The sequence below is a fragment of the Curtobacterium sp. 9128 genome (assembly GCF_007673775.1).
Lineage (GTDB): Bacteria > Actinomycetota > Actinomycetes > Actinomycetales > Microbacteriaceae > Curtobacterium.
The window spans coordinates 56685-74139 of record NZ_VEAF01000001.1; the positions used below are offsets into that span (position 1 = coordinate 56685).

The window sequence follows — 17455 nt, forward strand, 5'->3', positions numbered from 1 at the left end:
GACGAGTGGCGGGACCCGGTGGTCGGCGCAGCCCCGCGCGCCGTGGTACGAGTGGCGGGACCCCGCGATCGATGCAGCCCCGCGCGCCATGACGGCCACTTGTACGAGTGGCGGGACCCGGTGGTCGGCGCAGCCCCGCGCGCCATGACGGCCGCTGGTACGACTGGCGGGACCCGGTGGTCGGCGCAGCCCCGCGCGCCGTGGTACGAGTGGCGGGACCCGGTGGTCGGCGCAGCCCCGCGCGCCGTGACCGCCGTGGTACGAGTGGCGGGACCCGGTGGTCGGCGCAGCCCCGCGCGCCGTGACCAACGATCGTACGAGTGGCGGGACTCGAACCCGCACGCCGTGAGGCAGAGCATTTTGAGTGCCCCGTGTCTACCATTCCACCACACTCGCGAGGACTTCAGGCTAGCAGGACGTCGTGCTCGGTCCGCCTCCGGACCGGCTCCGGCGCGGCACCCGGGAGCCGGAGCTCGAACACGGCGCCCCCGAGCCGGCCCGCATCGATCCCGTGAGCGAGCGTGCCCCCGTGCGCGACGGCGATGCCCCGCGCGATCGGGAGCCCGAGACCGGCGCCGCCGGAGCGGACGTCCCGCGCCTGTTCGAGACGGACGAGTCGGTCGAACACGCGCGCACGGTCGGCCTCGGCGATCCCGGGTCCGTCGTCCTCGACCCGGAGCAGCACCTCGCCGTCCGTGGTCGACAGCGCCACCGCGATCGTGCCCGCGCCGCCGGTCGCCCGTGCGGCGTTGTCGACGAGGTTGCCGAGCACCTGTGCCAGCCGGTCGGGGTCGACGTCCGCGGCGATGGACCCCTCCGGGACCGACTCGCGGATGTCGGTGCCCGGCAGGCGGAGGCGGAGGCGTTCCACCTCGCTCGCAAGCCACGGCACCAGGTCCGTCCGACGGCGTTCGAGCACGATCCCCCGGTCGAGCCGTGCCATCGTCAGCATGTCGTCGACGAGTCGGGCTGCACGGTCGGCCTGCCGCACGACGTGGACCGCCAGGACCTCCCGGGTCGCGGCGTCGTCGGGACCGCTGCGGACCAGGGTGTCCGCGGCCGCCCGCACCCCGGCGACCGGGGTGCGCAGTTCGTGTGCGGCGTCGGAGAGGAACGACCGGACGCGCTCTTCCGCCTGGACCGCGTGCGTCTCCGCTCCCTCCACCGCGTCGAGCATCTCGTCGAACGCCGTCGCGACGCGGCCGATTTCGGTGTCGGTGCGGGACGGGCGGAGCCGTCGTCCGCGGTCGCCGCCGGCGATCGACCGGGCGGCCGCCGTCATCTCGTCGAGCGGCCGGAGCGACCGCCGGACCACCAGCACCACGCCGACGACCGCCACGCCGAGGAACGCCGCGGACGCACCGCCCAGCACCCACCCGAGCTGCGTCAGCGTCTCCTGGACGTCCCGGGTGCCGGCGGTGAGGCTGATCACGGTGCCGTCGTCGAGCGTCGAGCGCAGTGTCAGCACGCCGTCGTCCTCGCGCACCGTGGACGACGTGATCCGTGCACCGGAGGTCGCGTCACGCGTCGCGCTGCCCGTCGCGGCGCCGGCACGGTCGGTGCTCCCGCCCGGTCGTGGCCCCGGGAGTGCCGCAGGGTCGGGCGGCCCTGCCCGGAGCTGGTCCGGCGTCGGACCGGCCTCGACCGCGGCACCGTCGGACTGGACGATGCGCACCGACAGCCCCTGCGCGGACAACCGGTCCGCCAGGTCGTCGGCGTCGAGCACGCCGACGAGTGCAGCGGCGGCCGACGCACGGTCCCGCAGCCGGTCCTCGACCTGGGCGCGCAGGCGGGCACCGAGCACCGCCTCGACGGCGACCACGAAGCCGGCGAGCAGGACTGCGAGGAGCGCGATGACGGCGACGACCGTCCGCAGCCGCAGCGAGGTGGTCCGGAGTCCCCCGGTCGCGGCCCTCACGCGGCACCCCGGTCGACCGACAGACGGTAGCCGAGTCCCCGCACGGTGTGCACGAGCCGCGGCCCGTGCGCCTCCATCTTCCGGCGGAGGGCGCTCAGGTGCACCTCGACGAGGTTCGCCGCGACCTCGTCGTAGCCCCACACCTGCGTGGTGATCTGCCCCTTCGACACGGTCCGACCGCGGCTCTCGGCGAGGAACCGCAGCAGGCGGAACTCGGTCGCGGTGAGGTCGAGCGGCGTCCCGGCACGGCGGACGGTCGCCGCCTCGGGGTCGAGCACGAGGTCGCCGACCTCGATCACGGACGGCACACGTCCGCGGCGCCGCAGCACGGCGGTGACCCTGGCGACGAGCTCCGCCATCGCGAACGGCTTCACCACGTAGTCGTCGGCGCCCTCGGCGAACCCACGGAGCCGGTCGTCGAGCTCGTCCCGTGCGGTCGTCATCACGACCGCGGCGTCCGACCGTGCCCGAATCCGGGCCGCCAGGAGGATGCCGCTCGGGCCGGGCAGCATCCAGTCGAGCAGGACGATGTCCGGCGCGGCACGGTCGAGGTCCGCGGCGATGGACCGACCGTCGGGAGCCTCGGTGACGAGCCACCCCTCGGCACGGAGGGTCGCGGCCACGGCGGTGCGGAGGGCGTCGTCGTCCTCCACGAGGAGGATGCGGGCTGGAGCGTTCACGGCAGACACCGTAGGGTCCGCTCGCGATCACGGAGCATGGAACCAGCTGGAGAACCCCTGTGCTTCAGTCATGCTTCAGATTCGAGCTCGACCGTCGTCCTCGTCGGCGGACCACCCCGGTCCGCCACGACGATCGGAGACACCATGCAGGACGAACAGCACGACCAGACCGACACCGCGACCGGCGGACGCCGGCGACGCACCCTCCGCCTGGTCGGCATCGGATCGGCGGCAGCAGCGGTGCTGGTCCTCGGCGGACTCGGCGTGACCGCTGCGGTGGCCGACGGCGGCGGGAGCTCCCTCGCATCCGCGACGCCGACGGGCGCCCCGAGCGGCGCGCCCTCCGGCGCTCCGGGCCACGGCGGCGGCGCGGCGAGCGGGCGCCCGACCGCCGGCCCGGACGGCGCTGCACCGGCACCGGGCCGCGGCCCCGCCGGTGGCGGTGCGTGCACGCCCGACGGCGCGCCGACGCCGCCGAAGGGCGGGGCGGCCCCCACGCCCCCCGACGGCGCGCCGACGCCGCCGAAGGGCGGCGAGGCCCCCATGCCGCCGAAGGACGGCACCGCCGCCACGCCGAAGGACGGCACCGCCCCGACGCCGCCGAAGGACGGCACCGGGCCCACCCCGCCGGCCGCTCCCGGTGCCCAGGACTCGGCGACGCCCGCCCCCACCAGCGGCTCCTGACCGGTCGCGCCGTGTGGACGAGCGGGAGGCGCACCCCCGTCGGCCGACCGGTCGACCGGAGGCGTGCCTCCCGTCCGCGTCGTCGCAGGAGGTGGCTGGCGGCGACAGCCGGTATGGTCCTCGGCATGGGGACGGGACGACCAGGTGTGCCCGCAGGGCGGGAGCGCAGCAGCCGATGACCGATGATCCACTCTTCACGAGCCTGTTCGCCGCCGTGCAGGCGGCGCCGGACGACGTCGTCCTGCGCGGACAGGTCGCGCAGCTCCTGCTCGAACGCGGGAGGCCGGCCGAGGCACTGCAGCACGCCGGCATCGTCCTGCAGCAGGACCCGGGCAACGCCGTCGCCCTGCGGGTCCTGACGACCGCCGCGAGTGCGCTCGGGTCGACTGCCGAGACGTCGACCGACACAGCATCGACCGGCGAGACACCGACCGACGCGGCGCCCGACGTCCCCGGCACCGACCACCCCGAGGGGTTCGACTGGCACCGGGCCGAGGCGGACCTGGACGCCCCGGTGCCCCCGCCCTTCGTCGAGTCCACCGGCGACGCACCGGAGCGGCTCCGGGTGGACGGCGAGGGCGAGCACCGGCTCGACGTCGAGATCGAGCGGCCCGACGTGACGCTCGACGACGTCGGCGGTCTGGCCGACGTCAAGCAGCGGATCCGCGAGTCGTTCCTCGAGCCGATGCGGCACCCCGAGATCGCCGAGGCGTTCGGGCAGACGCTCCGCGGCGGCCTGCTGCTGTACGGCCCTCCCGGCTGCGGCAAGACCTTCATGGCGAGGGCCATCGCCGGAGAGCTCGGCGCACACTTCGTCACCGCACGGATCGACCAGATCCTCGACCCCTACGTCGGCAACACGGAGAAGAACGTGCACGCCGTGTTCGAGGCCGCACGCGCGAAGGCGCCGGCGGTGCTGTTCCTCGACGAGGTCGACGCCCTCGGAGCCCGACGCTCCGGCATCGGTGCCGGATGGAGTGGACTGCGGCAGATGGTGAACCAGCTGCTGCTCGAACTCGACTCCGTCGGCTCGGACAACGACGGCCTGTTCGTGCTCGCCGCAACGAACAGCCCCTGGGACGTCGACCCCGCGTTCCTCCGCCCCGGCCGCCTGGACCGGATGACGCTGGTGCTGCCACCGGACGCACCGGCCCGGCACGCGATCCTCCGCCACCACTTCGCCCGTCGCCCGATCGCCGGGATCGACCTCGACCAGGTCGTCGCGCGCACCGAGGACTTCTCCGGTGCCGACCTGGCCCACCTCGTGACCTCGGCCGCGGAACAGGCGATGTCCCGCTCGGTCGCCGCCGGCGAGGTCCAGCCCGTCGTGATGGCCGACGTGCAGCACGCCCTCGCGCAGGTGCGTCCCTCGACGGGGTCGTGGCTCGTCACCGCCAAGAACGTCGCCGCGTTCGCGAACGCGGACGGCCGCTACGACGAACTCGTCGCGTACCTGCGGCAGAAGCGTGTCCTCTGAGGAACCGGCGGCCGTCGCGGCCCGGGCCGGATCGCTCCGCGCCCTGGGGCAGCTCGACGGCGCCGGACGCATGCTGCAGGAGGCGCTCGCCGAGGCACCGGACGACGCCGACCTGCTGACCGAGTGGGCCGCGGTCTGCCAGGCGCGCGGCGACCTGCGCCAGGCGGAGGACGCCGCCCGCGCCGCCGTGCAGTCGGCACCCGAGACGCTCCCACCGTGGACGCGCCTGGTCGCGGTGCTCATCGCCCAGGACCGGGCCCCCGAGGCACGGGTGATCACCACCGAGCTCATCGGCCGCGTCCCCGACGTGCCCGGGGTCTGGGCGCAGCACGCGATCGCGAGCTTCGACGGCCGAGGACGACGACTCGCCGAGGTGCGGCACGCCTACGAACAGGCGATCGAGCTGGCCCCGGAGTCGCCCGACATGTACGTGATCGGGTCCATCAGCGAGCGGGCGTACGGCAATCTCGACCTGGCACGTGCCCTGGTCGCCGATGGTCTGGCCACCGCGCCGCAGCACGCCGGGCTCCTCAGCCTCCGCGCCGAGTACGCACCGGTCTCCCAGCAGCCGGAGCTCCTCCTCGACGTGCTGACGACGAACCCCGGCGACCAGGAGTCCCGCGAACTCCTCGACGCGGCGGTCACCTGGGAGCGCCGAGCGGCGTCGACAGCGGCCCTCGCACCGGTGGTCGTGGCGCTCGGGACGCTCGCCGCCGGGCCTGGGATCCCCGGAGCGGTGACGGCGACGCTCCTCGCGGCCGGGAGCGCAGTCGCCGCGTGGGCGGTCGTCCGACGGTACCGCCGGCGACGGGACCGGCTGCCCGCGAGCTACCTGTCGACGCTGCCACGCCAGGGCCTCGCACTCGCGCGCACCGCCGCAGTCGCGACGGCGGTCCTCGTCCTGGTCGGGGTCGTGCTCGAATGGGTGACGGCCGCGGTGGGCGCCGGCCTGCTCGCCGGGCCGATCGCGTTCGGGCTCGCGATCGTCGCCGGCCTGGTCACGATCGCCGCGCCGCTGCTCGGCGACGACCGGGTGCTCCGGACGTCCCGGAACCGCGAGGGACGGGTGCTCTGGGGAACGGCGTGGCGGTACGGCAGCCTGCGGCAGGAGCTCGCCCTCTGGTCCGGGCTCGGGACGGCCGTGGCCGCGCTCGTCATCGGGTCGTCCGCACTGTCCGGCTCCGCACCGGCCGGCTCGGTCCCCGCCGTGACCTGGCCCGCCGCGCTCGTCACCGCACTGTCGGTGGGCGAGGCGCTCCGCGCGGGACGCTTCGCCGTGCAGCGCTACCTCCGGAGCCTCGGGATCCGCTACCGGCTGATCGCGCTCGTCGGGGTGACGATCGGGCTCGTGGCCATCGGGGTGGCCGGTCTGTCCGCACCCGGCAGCGCGGGGCGGACCGACCGACCCGAGCCGACGTCGCCGATGTCCGTCCCGGCGCCGTCGTTCCCCGACCCCGCACGGACGCCGGTGCCGGTGCCGTCGGTGAGCGTGCCGACCTTCGACCTGCCGTCCATCCCGCCGCTCACGGACCAGGGCTGACCGGACCGCTCCCCTGACGGCCACCGACGCGACGGTCGCCGACGCGACGGCCGCCGACACGACAGCCGCCGACGCGACGGCCGCGGGCGAGCGCCCGCGGGCCGAACGTCCCGGGCGCTCGCCGGGTACCGTCCAGTCCGACCAGCAGTGGAGATCAGGGAGGGTGCCCGTGGATTCCCGTGCCGTCCGCTCGTTCCGCGTGTTCGTCGTCGTCACCGCGGTCGTCGCGATCGCGCTCGGCGTCGTCGGCGTGGTCTGGCCGAGGCCGTCGCTCGTCGTGGTGGCGCTGCTCTTCGGCGTGTACCTCGTCGTCGCAGGGACGCTGCGGGTGGTCGCCGCCGTCCGCGGGCACGGGACGCGGCGGGTGTGGCGCTGGACGTCCGGCGTGGTCGGCGGACTCGTCGCGGTCGCCGGGCTCGTCACGCTCCTCGACCCGGCCGTGCCGCTGCTCGTGTACGCCCTGCTCGCCGGCGTCGGCTTCCTCGTCGAGGGCATCGCGTCGATCGTCGGGGGCGTCGTCGGCCATCCGGGGTCGTCGCGTGTGCCGACGATCGTCAGCGGTGTGGTGTCGATCCTCGGCGGGGTCGTGGTGCTCTCCGCGCCGGGGCTCGCGCTGACGGTGTTCGTCGTCCTCGCCGGCATCGCCCTCGTCGTCATCGGCGCGGCGGTGCTGTTGCTCCTGCCGCCGCGGGCAGCCGTGCGTCGGTAGCCGGACTCGCGGCCAACACGGCGCACCGCACCGCGGCCTCCCATGACCGCGCTTCGGAGCCCTACGCCGCGCCGGTGCCGAAGAGCAGGCCCAGCAGGTAGGTCACGACGGCCGCGCCGAACCCGATCACCAGCTGCCGGAGTGCACGACGGAGCGGCGACGCCCCGCTCAGGACCCCGACCACCGCGCCGGTGCCGAGCAGGGCGACACCGACGAGCACCGCCGCTACCCCGATGGCCGTCCACCCGTGGAGCCCGAACAGGTACGGGAGCACCGGGATGACGGCGCCCGAGGCGAAGAAGAGGAAGCTCGACACCGCAGCGCTCATGCCGTTGCCGACCGCCTCGTGGTCGTCCCCGACGCGGGTGCCGGCGGTCGCCGGTCCGCTGCTGAGCCCGGCGATCACGTCGGCGGCGTGGGCCTCGGCCTCGCCCTCCGGCATGCCGCGGGCGCGGTAGACCAGGGCGAGTTCGTTCGCGTCGACGTCGAGGTGGGCGACGGCGTCGCCGGCGTCGGGGTGCGGCGCGGAAGCCTCCAGGAGTTCGCGCTGCGACCGCACGGACACGTACTCCCCCGCACCCATCGAGAGCGCTCCCGCCAGGAGACCGGCGATGCCGCTCAGCAGGACGAAGTGGCGGTCGGCACCGGAGGCACTGATGCCGATGATGAGCGCCAGGTTCGACACGAGCCCGTCGTTCGCGCCGAACACCGCCGCGCGGAAGGTCCCGGACAGGCGCATCCGGCCCCGGTTCGCCAGTCCGCGGACGACCTCGCCGTGGATGCGTTCGTCGGCAGCCATCTGCGCCGTGGCGTCGTCGTCCTCCGCGTACGGTGAACGGTCCTCGGCGCGCTGCATGAGCGCGAGGACGAAGACCGACCCGAAGCGCTTCGCGAGGGCCGCCAGGACGCGGGTGCGCAGGCTTCCCCGGAGCGGCCGGCCGACGTCGTTGCCGAGCAGGTCGATCCAGTGCTGCTCGTGCCGACCCTCGGCCTCCGCGAGGGCGCCGAGGATCTGCCGTTCCTCACCACTCCGTCGGGCGGCGAGGTTCCGGTAGACGGCCGCCTCCGCGCGCTCGTCAGCGAGGTAGCGGCGCCACCGGCGCACATCGCCAGGCGTGCGGCCCACCGTCTCGGACCGGAGGCTGCGCTCGCTCATCTGGGTCGTCTCCTGTCGACGGGACACCGGGTCGGAACGCCAGCGGGCGCGGACCGGAGGGGTGCACCCGGGTGCACCGAGCCTCCAGTCCGCGCCCGCACGCGGTCCGTGGGACTAGTCGCGAACGTACGCCGGCGCCGCCTCGGCGTGCGCGTCCCCGACGCGGTGCACGCGGAGGTCGTTCGTCGACCCCTCGATGCCGGGGGGCGAACCGGCGGTGACGATGACGCGGTCGCCGGGGGTGGCGAGCCCGTTCTCGAGCAGGACGTCGTCCACCTGCGAGAAGAGCTCGTCGGTGTGGGTCTTGCGCTCGACCAGGAACGAGCGGACGCCCCAGGTGAGCGCCATCCGGCGCCGCGTGGCCTCGTTCGGGGTGAAGGCGATGATCGGCAGGCCGTGGCGCAGGCGCGACATGCGGCGCGCCGAGTCGCCGGACTCGGTGAAGACGCAGAGGTACGACGCCGCGGTGAACTCCGCGATCTCGACCGCTGCCAGCGTGATGGCGCCGCCGAGGGTGCGCGGCTTCGTGCCGAGCGGCGCGATGCGCTCGAGGCCGTGGTCCTCGGTGGACTCGACGATGCGGGCCATCGTGCGGACGGTCTGCACCGGGTACTCACCGACGCTGGTCTCGCCGGAGAGCATGACCGCGTCCGCGCCGTCGAGCACCGCGTTCGCGACGTCCGAGGTCTCGGCGCGGGTCGGGATCGGCGACGAGATCATCGACTCGAGCATCTGCGTGGCCACGATGACCGGCTTCGCCATGCGGCGGGCGAGCTCGACGGCGCGCTTCTGCACGATCGGGACGGCCTCGAGCGGGAGCTCGACGCCGAGGTCACCGCGAGCCACCATGATCGAGTCGAAGGCGTCGATGATCTCCTCGAGCGCGTCGACCGCCTGCGGCTTCTCGATCTTGGCGATGACGGGCAGACGCTTGCCCTCCTCGTCCATGATCTCGTGCGCGCGGTCGACGTCGGCCGCGTTGCGGACGAACGACAGCGCGATGAGGTCCGCACCCTGGCGGAGCGCCCAGCGCAGGTCCGCCTCGTCCTTCTCGCTCAGCGCGGGGACGTTCACGGCGACACCGGGGAGGTTGATGCCCTTGTTGTTCGAGACGGTCCCGGCGACGACGACCTCGGTACGGACACGAGTGCCGTCGGTGTCGAGCACGCGGAGGCGCACACGGCCGTCGTCGATGAGGAGCGGGTCGCCGGGCTTGACGTCCTGCGGGAGCCCCTTGAACGTCGTGCCGCAGATCTCCTTCGATCCGGGGACGTCCTCGGTGGTGATCGTGAAGACGTCGCCGACGTCGAGGTGGTGCGGGCCGTCGGCGAACTTCGCGAGGCGGATCTTCGGGCCCTGCAGGTCGACGAGGATCGCGACGGGCTTGCCGAGCTCCTCGGCGGCGCGGCGGACGTTCTCGTAGTTGGCCTCGTGGACGCTGTAGTCGCCGTGGCTGAGGTTGAGTCGAGCGACGTCGACGCCGGCCTCGATGATCTCCTTGACGGTCTCGTAGTCCGAGGTGGCCGGACCGAGGGTCGAAACGATCTTTGCGCGTCTCACTGGATTCCTTCGTGTGCTGGTGGTGGGGCTGTGCGGCGTTCGTGCGTGCTGACTGCTGCGCGGTGACGAAGCGAGGCCACCAGCACCTTATCGAGTGCTGGTGGCCTCGCGCTCACCGTGGGGTGTCCATCAGACGGAGATCGCCCGGTCGGTCGCCTTCACCGGCGCCGGCAGCATCGTGCTGCCCTCCAGGTACTCGTCGACCTTCGCGGCGGCCGCACGACCCTCGGCGATGGCCCAGACGATGAGCGACTGCCCGCGGCCGGCGTCCCCGGCGACGAAGACACCCGCCTCGTTGGTGGTGTAGTCCGCCTGACGGGCGACCGCGCCGGACACCGTCACCGGGAGACCGAGCTGCGGCTCGATCGTGTCCGTCTCCGGACCGGTGAACCCCATCGCGATGAGGACCAGGTCGGCGGGGATCTCGCGCTCCGTGCCGGCCTTCGGCACGCGACGGCCGTCGATGTACTCGGTCTCCGCCACGCGCAGGGCCCGGACCTCGCCGGCCTCGTTCGCGAGGAACTCGACGGTCGAGGCCAGGAAGGTCCGCTCGCCGCCCTCCTCGTGGGCGCTGGTGACCTCGAACACGGTCGGGAACATCGGCCAGGGCTGGTCGGACGGACGCTCGAGCGGGGGCTGCTTGCCGATCGCCAGGTTGGTCACGCTGAGCGCGCCCTGACGGTGGGCGGTGCCGATGCAGTCCGCACCGGTGTCGCCACCGCCGATGACGACGACGTGCTTGCCCTCCGCGGTGATCTGGTTGTCGACCGCGGTGCCGGCCCCCACGCGGTTCTGCTGCACGAGGTACTCCATCGCGAAGTGCACGCCCGCCAGGTCACGACCCGGGATCGGGAGGTCGCGCGGGACCGTCGCCCCGGTGGCGACCACGACCGCGTCGTAGCGCGACTTCAGGTCGTCCCAGGTGATGTCACGTCCGATCTCGACCCCGGCGCGGAACCGGGTGCCCTCCGCCTGCATCTGGGCGAGCCGGGCGTCGATCTGCCGCTTCTCCATCTTGAAGTCCGGGATGCCGTAGCGGAGCAGGCCGCCGATCCGGTCGTCGCGCTCGTAGACCGCGACCGTGTGCCCGGCGCGGGTGAGCTGCTGCGCGGCGGCGAGACCGGCCGGTCCCGAGCCGACGACGGCGACGGTCTTGCCGGTCAGGCGCTCCGGCGGGTGCGGGGTGACCCACCCGTTCTGGAACGCCTCGTCGATGATCGAGACCTCGACCTGCTTGATGGTGACGGGCGGCTGGTTGATGCCGAGCACGCACGATGCCTCGCACGGTGCCGGGCAGAGCCGCCCCGTGAACTCCGGGAAGTTGTTCGTCGCGTGGAGCCGCTCGATCGCCTGACGACCTTCGCCGCGCCACGTCAGGTCGTTCCACTCCGGGATGAGGTTGCCGAGCGGGCACCCCTGGTGGCAGAACGGCACACCGCAGTCCATGCAGCGACCGGCCTGGCGCTTCAGCTGGCCGGACTCCTGCTGCTCGTAGACCTCTTTCCAGTCCATCAGCCGGACGGGGACGGGCCGGCGTGCCGGGAGTTCACGTTCCTGGACCTTCAGGAACCCCTTGGGGTCAGCCACGGGTCACCTCCGAGGTGGTGGTCATGTGTCGAGTCGATTGCGGACGTGCGGTGGTGTCAGCCCGGTCCGGACGTGCCGTCGTGTCAGCCCGGTCCGGACGTGCCGTGGTGTCAGCCACCTGCGGTCACCTCCATGATGCGGTTCCAGACGACGTCGCCATCGGGGTCGAGCCCCTCGTCGACGGCCTGCCGGCGCGTCTCGAGCACCGCCGCGTAGTCCCGCGGGAGCACCTTGACGAACTCGGAGAGGTCGCCGGACGCCAGCAGCTCGGCCGCCAGCGTCGACCCGGTCTCCGTCGCGTGGCGCTGGAGCAGGTCGGTGACGATCTCGACGTCCGCGCTGTCGAGCGCCTCGAGCCGGAGCTCACCGCTCGCGAGGGCGTCCGCGTTGACGTGCTCGGTCCGGAGACCGCGGACGTACGCCGTGCCGCCGGACATGCCGGCGCCGAGGTTCCGGCCGGTCTCGCCCAGGATGAGCGCGAGGCCGCCCGTCATGTACTCGAGCGCGTGGTCGCCGACGCCCTCGACCACGGCGGTCGCACCGGAGTTGCGCACCAGGAAGCGCTCACCCACGATGCCGCGGATGAACATGCTGCCCTGGGTGGCGCCGTAGCCGATGACGTTGCCGGCGATGACGTTCTCGGAGGGCTCGAAGCCGACGTCCTCGTTCGGACGCACGACGACGTCGCCACCGGAGAGGCCCTTGCCGACGTAGTCGTTGCTGTCGCCGATGAGCCGGAGCGTGATCCCCGAGGGCAGGAACGCGCCGAGCGACTGCCCGGCCGAGCCGCGGAGCGTGACGTCGATCGACCCGGCGGGGAGCCCGTTCTCGCCGTGGCGGAGGGTGACCTCGTGCCCGAGCATCGTCCCGACCGCGCGTTCGGTGTTGCGGATCGGCAGGTCGAGCTGCACCGTGCCGCCGTGCTCGAGCACGTCGGACGCCTGCTGGATGAGCTGCACGTCGAAGTGCTGCTCGAGCTCGTGGTCCTGCTCGCGGTGGCGCCGGCGGGGCTCGTCGGCTCCGAAGACCGGTCCGGTGAGGACCGGTTCGAGGTCGAGGCCGGACGCCTTCCAGTGCTCGACGGCTCGGTCGACGTCGAGTGCCTCGGTCCGGCCGATCGCCTCCTCGAGGCTGCGGAAGCCGAGCTCGGCGAGGAGCTCCCGGACCTCCTGGGCGATGAACTCGAAGAAGTTCACGACGAACTCCGGCTTGCCGGAGAACCGCTTGCGGAGCTCGGGGTTCTGCGTCGCGACGCCGACCGGGCAGGTGTCGAGGTGGCAGACGCGCATCAGGATGCAGCCCTCCACCACGAGCGGCGCGGTCGCGAACCCGTACTCCTCGGCGCCGAGCAGCGCCGCCACGACGACGTCGCGGCCGGTCTTCATCTGACCGTCGACCTGCACGACCACGCGGTCGCGCATGCCGTTGAGCATGAGCGTCTGCTGCGTCTCGGCGAGGCCGATCTCCCACGGCGTGCCGGCGTGCTTCAGCGAGTTCAGCGGGCTGGCACCGGTCCCGCCGTCGTGGCCGGACACGAGCACGACGTCGGCCAGGGCCTTCGTCACGCCGGCGGCGACCGCGCCGATGCCGGACTGGCTGACGAGCTTGACGTGCACGCGCGCCGACGGATTGGCGCGCTTGACGTCGAAGATCAACTGCTTGAGGTCCTCGATCGAGTAGATGTCGTGGTGGGGCGGCGGCGAGATGAGGCCGACCCCCGCCGTGGCGTGCCGGGTCCTGGCCACCCACGGGTACACCTTCTGCGGCGGGAGCTGTCCACCCTCGCCCGGCTTGGCGCCCTGCGCCATCTTCAGCTGGATGTCCGTGGCGTGCGTCAGGTACATGCTCGTGACGCCGAAGCGTCCCGAGGCCACCTGCTTGATCGCGCTGCGCCGCTCCGGGTCGAGGAGCCGGTCGACGTCCTCACCGCCCTCGCCCGTGTTCGAACGGCCGCCGAGTCGGTTCATCGCGATCGCGAGCGTCTCGTGGGCTTCCTTCGAGATCGAGCCGTACGACATCGCACCGGTGTTGAACCGCTTGACGATCGACTCGATCGACTCGACCTCGTCCAGCGGGACGGGCTTCCGCTCGCCGTGCTTGAAGCGGAACAGGCCGCGGAGCGTCATCAGCTCCTCGGACTGGTCGTCGACCGCCGACGAGTACTCCTTGAAGATGTCGTACCGGCGCGCACGCGTGGCGTGCTGCAGACGGAACACGGTGTCCGGGTTGAACAGGTGCGGCGGGCCCTCGCGACGCCACTGGTACTCGCCGCCGGTCTGCAGCCGCTCGTGCGCGAGGACCGAGCCGTCCTGCGGGTAGGCCTGCTGGTGACGCTCGGCGTTCTCCTTCGCGATGACGTCGATGTCGACGCCGCCGAGGATCGACGAGGTACCGGTGAAGTACCGGTCGACGAACTCCTGCGACAGGCCGACCGCCTCGAACGCCTGCGCGCCCGCGTAGCTCGACACCGTCGAGATGCCCATCTTCGACATGATCTTCAGCACGCCCTTGCCGAGCGCCTTGATCACGTTCTTGACGGCCTGCTCCGGCGTGAGTCCGGTGATCATGCCCTGGCGGACCAGGTTCTCGCAGGTCTCCATCGCCAGGTACGGGTTGATCGCGGAGGCGCCGTACCCGATCAGGGTGGCGACGTGGTGCACCTCGCGGACGTCACCGGCCTCGACGATCAGGCCGACCTTCATGCGTTGCTCGGTCCGGATCAGGTGGTGGTGCACCGCGGCGAGCAGGAGCAGGCTCGGGATCGGCGCGCTCTCGGCGTTGCCGTCGCGGTCGGACAGCACGATGAACTGCTTGCCGGCCTCGATCGCCTCGTCGACCTCGTCGCAGACGGCCTGGATCCGCTGCTCCATCGCCTGCTCACCGGCGTCGACCCGGTAGAGGCCCTTGATCGTCACGGTGAGGTGGCGCCCGGACGCGGTCTCGAAGTGCTGGACCTTGGCGAGCTGGTCGTTGTCGATGACCGGGAAGTCGAGCACGATCTGCTTGGCGTGCTCGGGACCCGCGTCGAGCAGGTTGCGCTCCGGCCCGAGGCCCATGCCCATCGAGGTGATGACCTGCTCGCGGATCGAGTCCAGCGGCGGGTTCGTCACCTGGGCGAACTGCTGCGTGAAGTAGTCGAACAGCAGGCGCGGACGCTGCGACAGCACCGCGATCGGCGTGTCCGACCCCATCGCGCCGAGCGGCTCGGCACCCGCCTGCGCCATCGGACGCAGCAGGATGCGGACCTCTTCCTCGGTGTACCCGAAGGCGCGCTGACGCCGCGTGACCGATGCGGGGGTGTGCACGATGTGCTCGCGCTCCGGCAGGTCGCGGAGGTTGATCCGGCCGGCCTCGAGCCATTCGCTCCAGGGTCCGGAGGACGCCAGCTCGCGCTTGACCTCGTCGTCCTCGATGATGCGGCCGGCCTCGGTGTCGACCAGGAACATCCGGCCGGGACGCAGGCGGCCCTTTCGCACGACCTTCGACGCGGGGACGTCGATGACACCCGTCTCGGACCCCATCACGATGAGGCCGTCGTCGGTGACCAGGAAGCGCCCGGGGCGCAGGCCGTTGCGGTCGAGGGTCGCACCGACGAGCGAGCCGTCCGTGAACGTGATCGCCGCGGGGCCGTCCCACGGCTCCATGAGCATCGAGTGGTACTCGTAGAACGCCCGCAGGTCGGGGTCCATGTCGCCCTGGTTCTCCCACGCCTCGGGGACCATCATCGACACGGCGTGCGGGAGCGACCGGCCGGTCAGGGCCAGGAGCTCGAGGGTCTCGTCGAAGGACGCCGAGTCGCTGGCGCCGGGGCTGACGATCGGCAGGAGCGGCGCCATGTCGCCGAGCAGTTCGCTCTCGAGCTGCGACTGCCGGGCGCGCATCCAGTTCCGGTTGCCGCGGACGGTGTTGATCTCGCCGTTGTGCGCGAGCGTGCGGAACGGCTGCGCGAGCGGCCACGACGGGAACGTGTTCGTCGAGTACCGCGAGTGCACGATCGCGAGCTTCGACGCGAACCGCTCGTCGCTGAGGTCGGGGTAGAACGGCTCGAGCTGCAGCGTCGTGACCATGCCCTTGTAGACCATGGTCCGGCTCGACAGCGACATGAAGTAGATCTCCTGCTCGCGCTCGACGCGCTTGCGGAGGCGGAACGTCTGCCGGTCGAGCGCGATGCCGTGCACCGGGGCACCGTGCTCGTCGTGCCGCTCGGACGCCACGAAGAGCTGCTCGAACGCCGGCATCGCCGCACGGGCCAGGGTGCCGAGGACCTCCGGACGCACCGGGACCTCGCGCCAACCGAGGACCGTGAGGCCCTCGGTCCGCGCGACGGTCTCGACGGCGGTCTTCACCGCGGCACGGTCGGCGTCGTCGATCGGCAGGTAGGCGGTACCCACCGCGTACTCCCCCGCCCCGGGGAGGTCGAAGGCCACCTCGTCGCGGAAGAACGCGTCCGGTACCTGGCACAGGATGCCGGCGCCGTCACCGGTCCCGGCGTCGGAACCGACGGCACCGCGGTGCTCGAGGTTGCGCAGGGCACCGAGTGCGGCGTCCACGATGTCGTGCCCAGGGGTGCCGCGCAGCGTGGCCACCATGGCCAGGCCGCACGCGTCCTTCTCGTTCGCGGGGTCGTACATGCCGGTCGCCTCGGGCATCGCCGAGAAACGCCGGTGTGCCGGCAGGAGTGCCGTGGTGTGGGGTGGCAGGAGCGCCATGGGGAACCGTCCTCACGAGGAAGTGGAACAGGGACAGCGGTGGCCCGGTGGTGCGTTCCGCCCGGAGGGGCGGGACTGGTGCCCGTGCACGCCGTCAGCGAGTTGCCCTGCGGCGAGCGGAGGTGGTGGGTCCGGTGGTGGTGGACCCTGGTCGTGGTGACCCGGTGCCATGGTGGCCCGGTGTCGTGGTGCTGGTGGACGCGGTGTGATCGGTGCTGTGGTGATCGTCGTCCTGGACCTGAGCGGCCCGAGTGAGCGGGCTCGGTGTGGGCCGGATCTCAGGGGCGGTCGGCGGCGGTGGCGACCGGTTCGGAACCGTCGACGAGGGGTGCGTCGTCTGGGTGCTCCGAGTAGGTGTCGTCCGAGTCTACATGCGACTTCGCACGGGGTTCGTGACCGCGCACGTAGGGGCTCGGCTCCTTGCCGGTGTGCCGCTTCGACTGCAGCCAGAAGACGATCACACCGAGCAGGATCGCGGCGAAGGACGCCCACACGTTCGTGCGGATGCCGAAGAACGTCTCCGACGTGTCGACGCGGATCGACTCGAGGAACGAGCGACCGAGGCCGTACCAGATCAGGTAGAGCGCGAGGACGCGGCCCCACTGCAGCTGGAACTTCCGGTCGAGCAGGATGATCACGGTGAAGCCGATGACGTTCCAGATGATCTCGTAGAGGAACGTCGGGTGGAACAGCGTCCCCTCGGGCAGGCCCGTCGGGTACGCCGCGTTCGACGACTCGATCTGCAGGCCCCACGGCAGGCTGGTCGGCATGCCGAAGAGCTCGTGGTTGAAGTAGTTGCCGAGCCGCCCGAACGCCTGCGCGAGCAGCATCGCGGGCGCGACGGCGTCGAGGAAGGCGGTGAAGCGGAGCCCGACCTGGCGGCAGCCGATGTACGCGCCGACGGCACCGAGGATGAGCGCACCGAAGATCGCCAGGCCGCCCTCCCAGATGTAGAGGAAGGAGAGCGGGTCGCGACCTGGTCCGAAGTAGTCACTGACGTGCGTGAACACGTGGAACAGGCGGCCGCCGATGATGCCGGCCGGGACCGCCCAGATCGCGATGTCGATGATGATCCAGCGCTCGACGCCGCGGGCGTTCAGCCGGTGGTTCGTGACGAGGACGGCGGCGACGATGCCGAGCAGGATGCAGATCGCGTACGCGTGGATGCGGAAGTCGAGCGGCAGCGACCACCCGAACACGTCGTGCAGCCATGCGGTCAGGTCGAAGTACTGCCACGCGGTGCTGGGGCTCGGGATGCTCAGGAGGGGCATGGAGGTGCTGTCGCCTTTCGGTTTGCGCCGTGGGGCCGACGCAGTCGCGGTGACCCCGGATCACTGTAGCGCGGGTCGCGCGCTCGGCAGGAACCCGCGGCGGCTCCTGTGGGAACCGTGACACGGGAAGACGGAAGCCGGCGAGACGAGATGACGGGAGGCCC

The 17455-nt window shown here is 72.3% G+C and carries 11 protein-coding genes and 1 tRNA gene; 4 read left to right on the forward strand and 8 right to left on the reverse strand.

Annotated elements, in window-relative coordinates; all coding sequences use genetic code 11:
- Window positions 1-315 precede the first annotated feature (315 nt).
- The 3 genes from FS641_RS00240 to FS641_RS00250 form a co-directional block, all read right to left on the reverse strand.
- Window positions 316-396 (reverse strand) — tRNA-Leu (locus FS641_RS00240).
- Between the two features lie 7 nt (window positions 397-403).
- Window positions 404-1918 carry a HAMP domain-containing sensor histidine kinase gene (locus FS641_RS00245; RefSeq protein WP_144758276.1) on the reverse strand — a complete coding sequence of 505 codons (1515 nt, stop codon included), beginning with the start codon at window positions 1916-1918 and terminating at the stop codon, window positions 404-406.
- The gene (locus FS641_RS00250) at window positions 1915-2598 is read right to left on the reverse strand and encodes a response regulator (RefSeq protein WP_186317505.1); all 684 of its coding nucleotides are present in this window, start codon (window positions 2596-2598) and stop codon (window positions 1915-1917) included. Before FS641_RS00250 ends, FS641_RS00245 begins: the two co-directional genes overlap by 4 nt.
- A 144-nt stretch (window positions 2599-2742) precedes the next feature.
- Between FS641_RS00250 and FS641_RS00255 the strand changes: the two genes are divergently transcribed.
- The 4 genes from FS641_RS00255 (at window position 2743) to FS641_RS00270 (ending at window position 7008) form a co-directional block, all read left to right on the forward strand.
- Window positions 2743-3282 (forward strand): hypothetical protein, encoded by a 540-nt coding sequence (locus tag FS641_RS00255; protein ID WP_144758280.1) that lies wholly within the window; start codon window positions 2743-2745, stop codon window positions 3280-3282.
- Between the two features lie 175 nt (window positions 3283-3457).
- Entirely contained in the window at window positions 3458-4759 is a 1302-nt protein-coding gene (locus tag FS641_RS00260) for an ATP-binding protein (RefSeq protein WP_144758282.1), read from the forward strand.
- Entirely contained in the window at window positions 4749-6299 is a 1551-nt protein-coding gene (locus FS641_RS00265; RefSeq protein WP_144758284.1) for a tetratricopeptide repeat protein, read from the forward strand. The genes FS641_RS00260 and FS641_RS00265 overlap by 11 nt, the downstream gene beginning before the upstream one ends.
- 169 nt (window positions 6300-6468) lie before the next feature.
- Window positions 6469-7008, forward strand: coding sequence for an HdeD family acid-resistance protein (locus FS641_RS00270; RefSeq protein WP_186317506.1), 540 nt, complete (start codon window positions 6469-6471; stop codon window positions 7006-7008).
- A gap of 61 nt (window positions 7009-7069) precedes the next feature.
- Here the strand turns inward: FS641_RS00270 and FS641_RS00275 are convergent, their stop codons facing one another.
- The 5 genes from FS641_RS00275 to lgt all read right to left on the reverse strand — a co-directional run bounded on the left by FS641_RS00275 (window position 7070) and on the right by lgt (window position 17291).
- Entirely contained in the window at window positions 7070-8164 is a 1095-nt protein-coding gene (locus tag FS641_RS00275; protein ID WP_144758288.1) for a VIT1/CCC1 transporter family protein, read from the reverse strand.
- A 114-nt stretch (window positions 8165-8278) separates the two neighbouring features.
- Window positions 8279-9724 carry a pyruvate kinase gene (pyk, locus tag FS641_RS00280; protein WP_144758290.1) on the reverse strand — a complete coding sequence of 482 codons (1446 nt, stop codon included), beginning with the start codon at window positions 9722-9724 and terminating at the stop codon, window positions 8279-8281.
- 129 nt (window positions 9725-9853) lie between these two features.
- Window positions 9854-11311 (reverse strand): glutamate synthase subunit beta, encoded by a 1458-nt coding sequence (locus FS641_RS00285; protein ID WP_144758292.1) that lies wholly within the window; start codon window positions 11309-11311, stop codon window positions 9854-9856.
- Window positions 11312-11421: 110 nt separating this feature from the next.
- Window positions 11422-15960, reverse strand: a complete 4539-nt coding sequence (gltB, locus tag FS641_RS00290) for a glutamate synthase large subunit (RefSeq protein ID WP_144759741.1) — start codon at window positions 15958-15960, stop codon at window positions 11422-11424.
- Window positions 15961-16298: 338 nt separating this feature from the next.
- Window positions 16299-17291, reverse strand: a complete 993-nt coding sequence (lgt, locus tag FS641_RS00295; RefSeq protein ID WP_144758294.1) for a prolipoprotein diacylglyceryl transferase — start codon at window positions 17289-17291, stop codon at window positions 16299-16301.
- Between the last annotated feature and the right edge of the window lie 164 nt (window positions 17292-17455).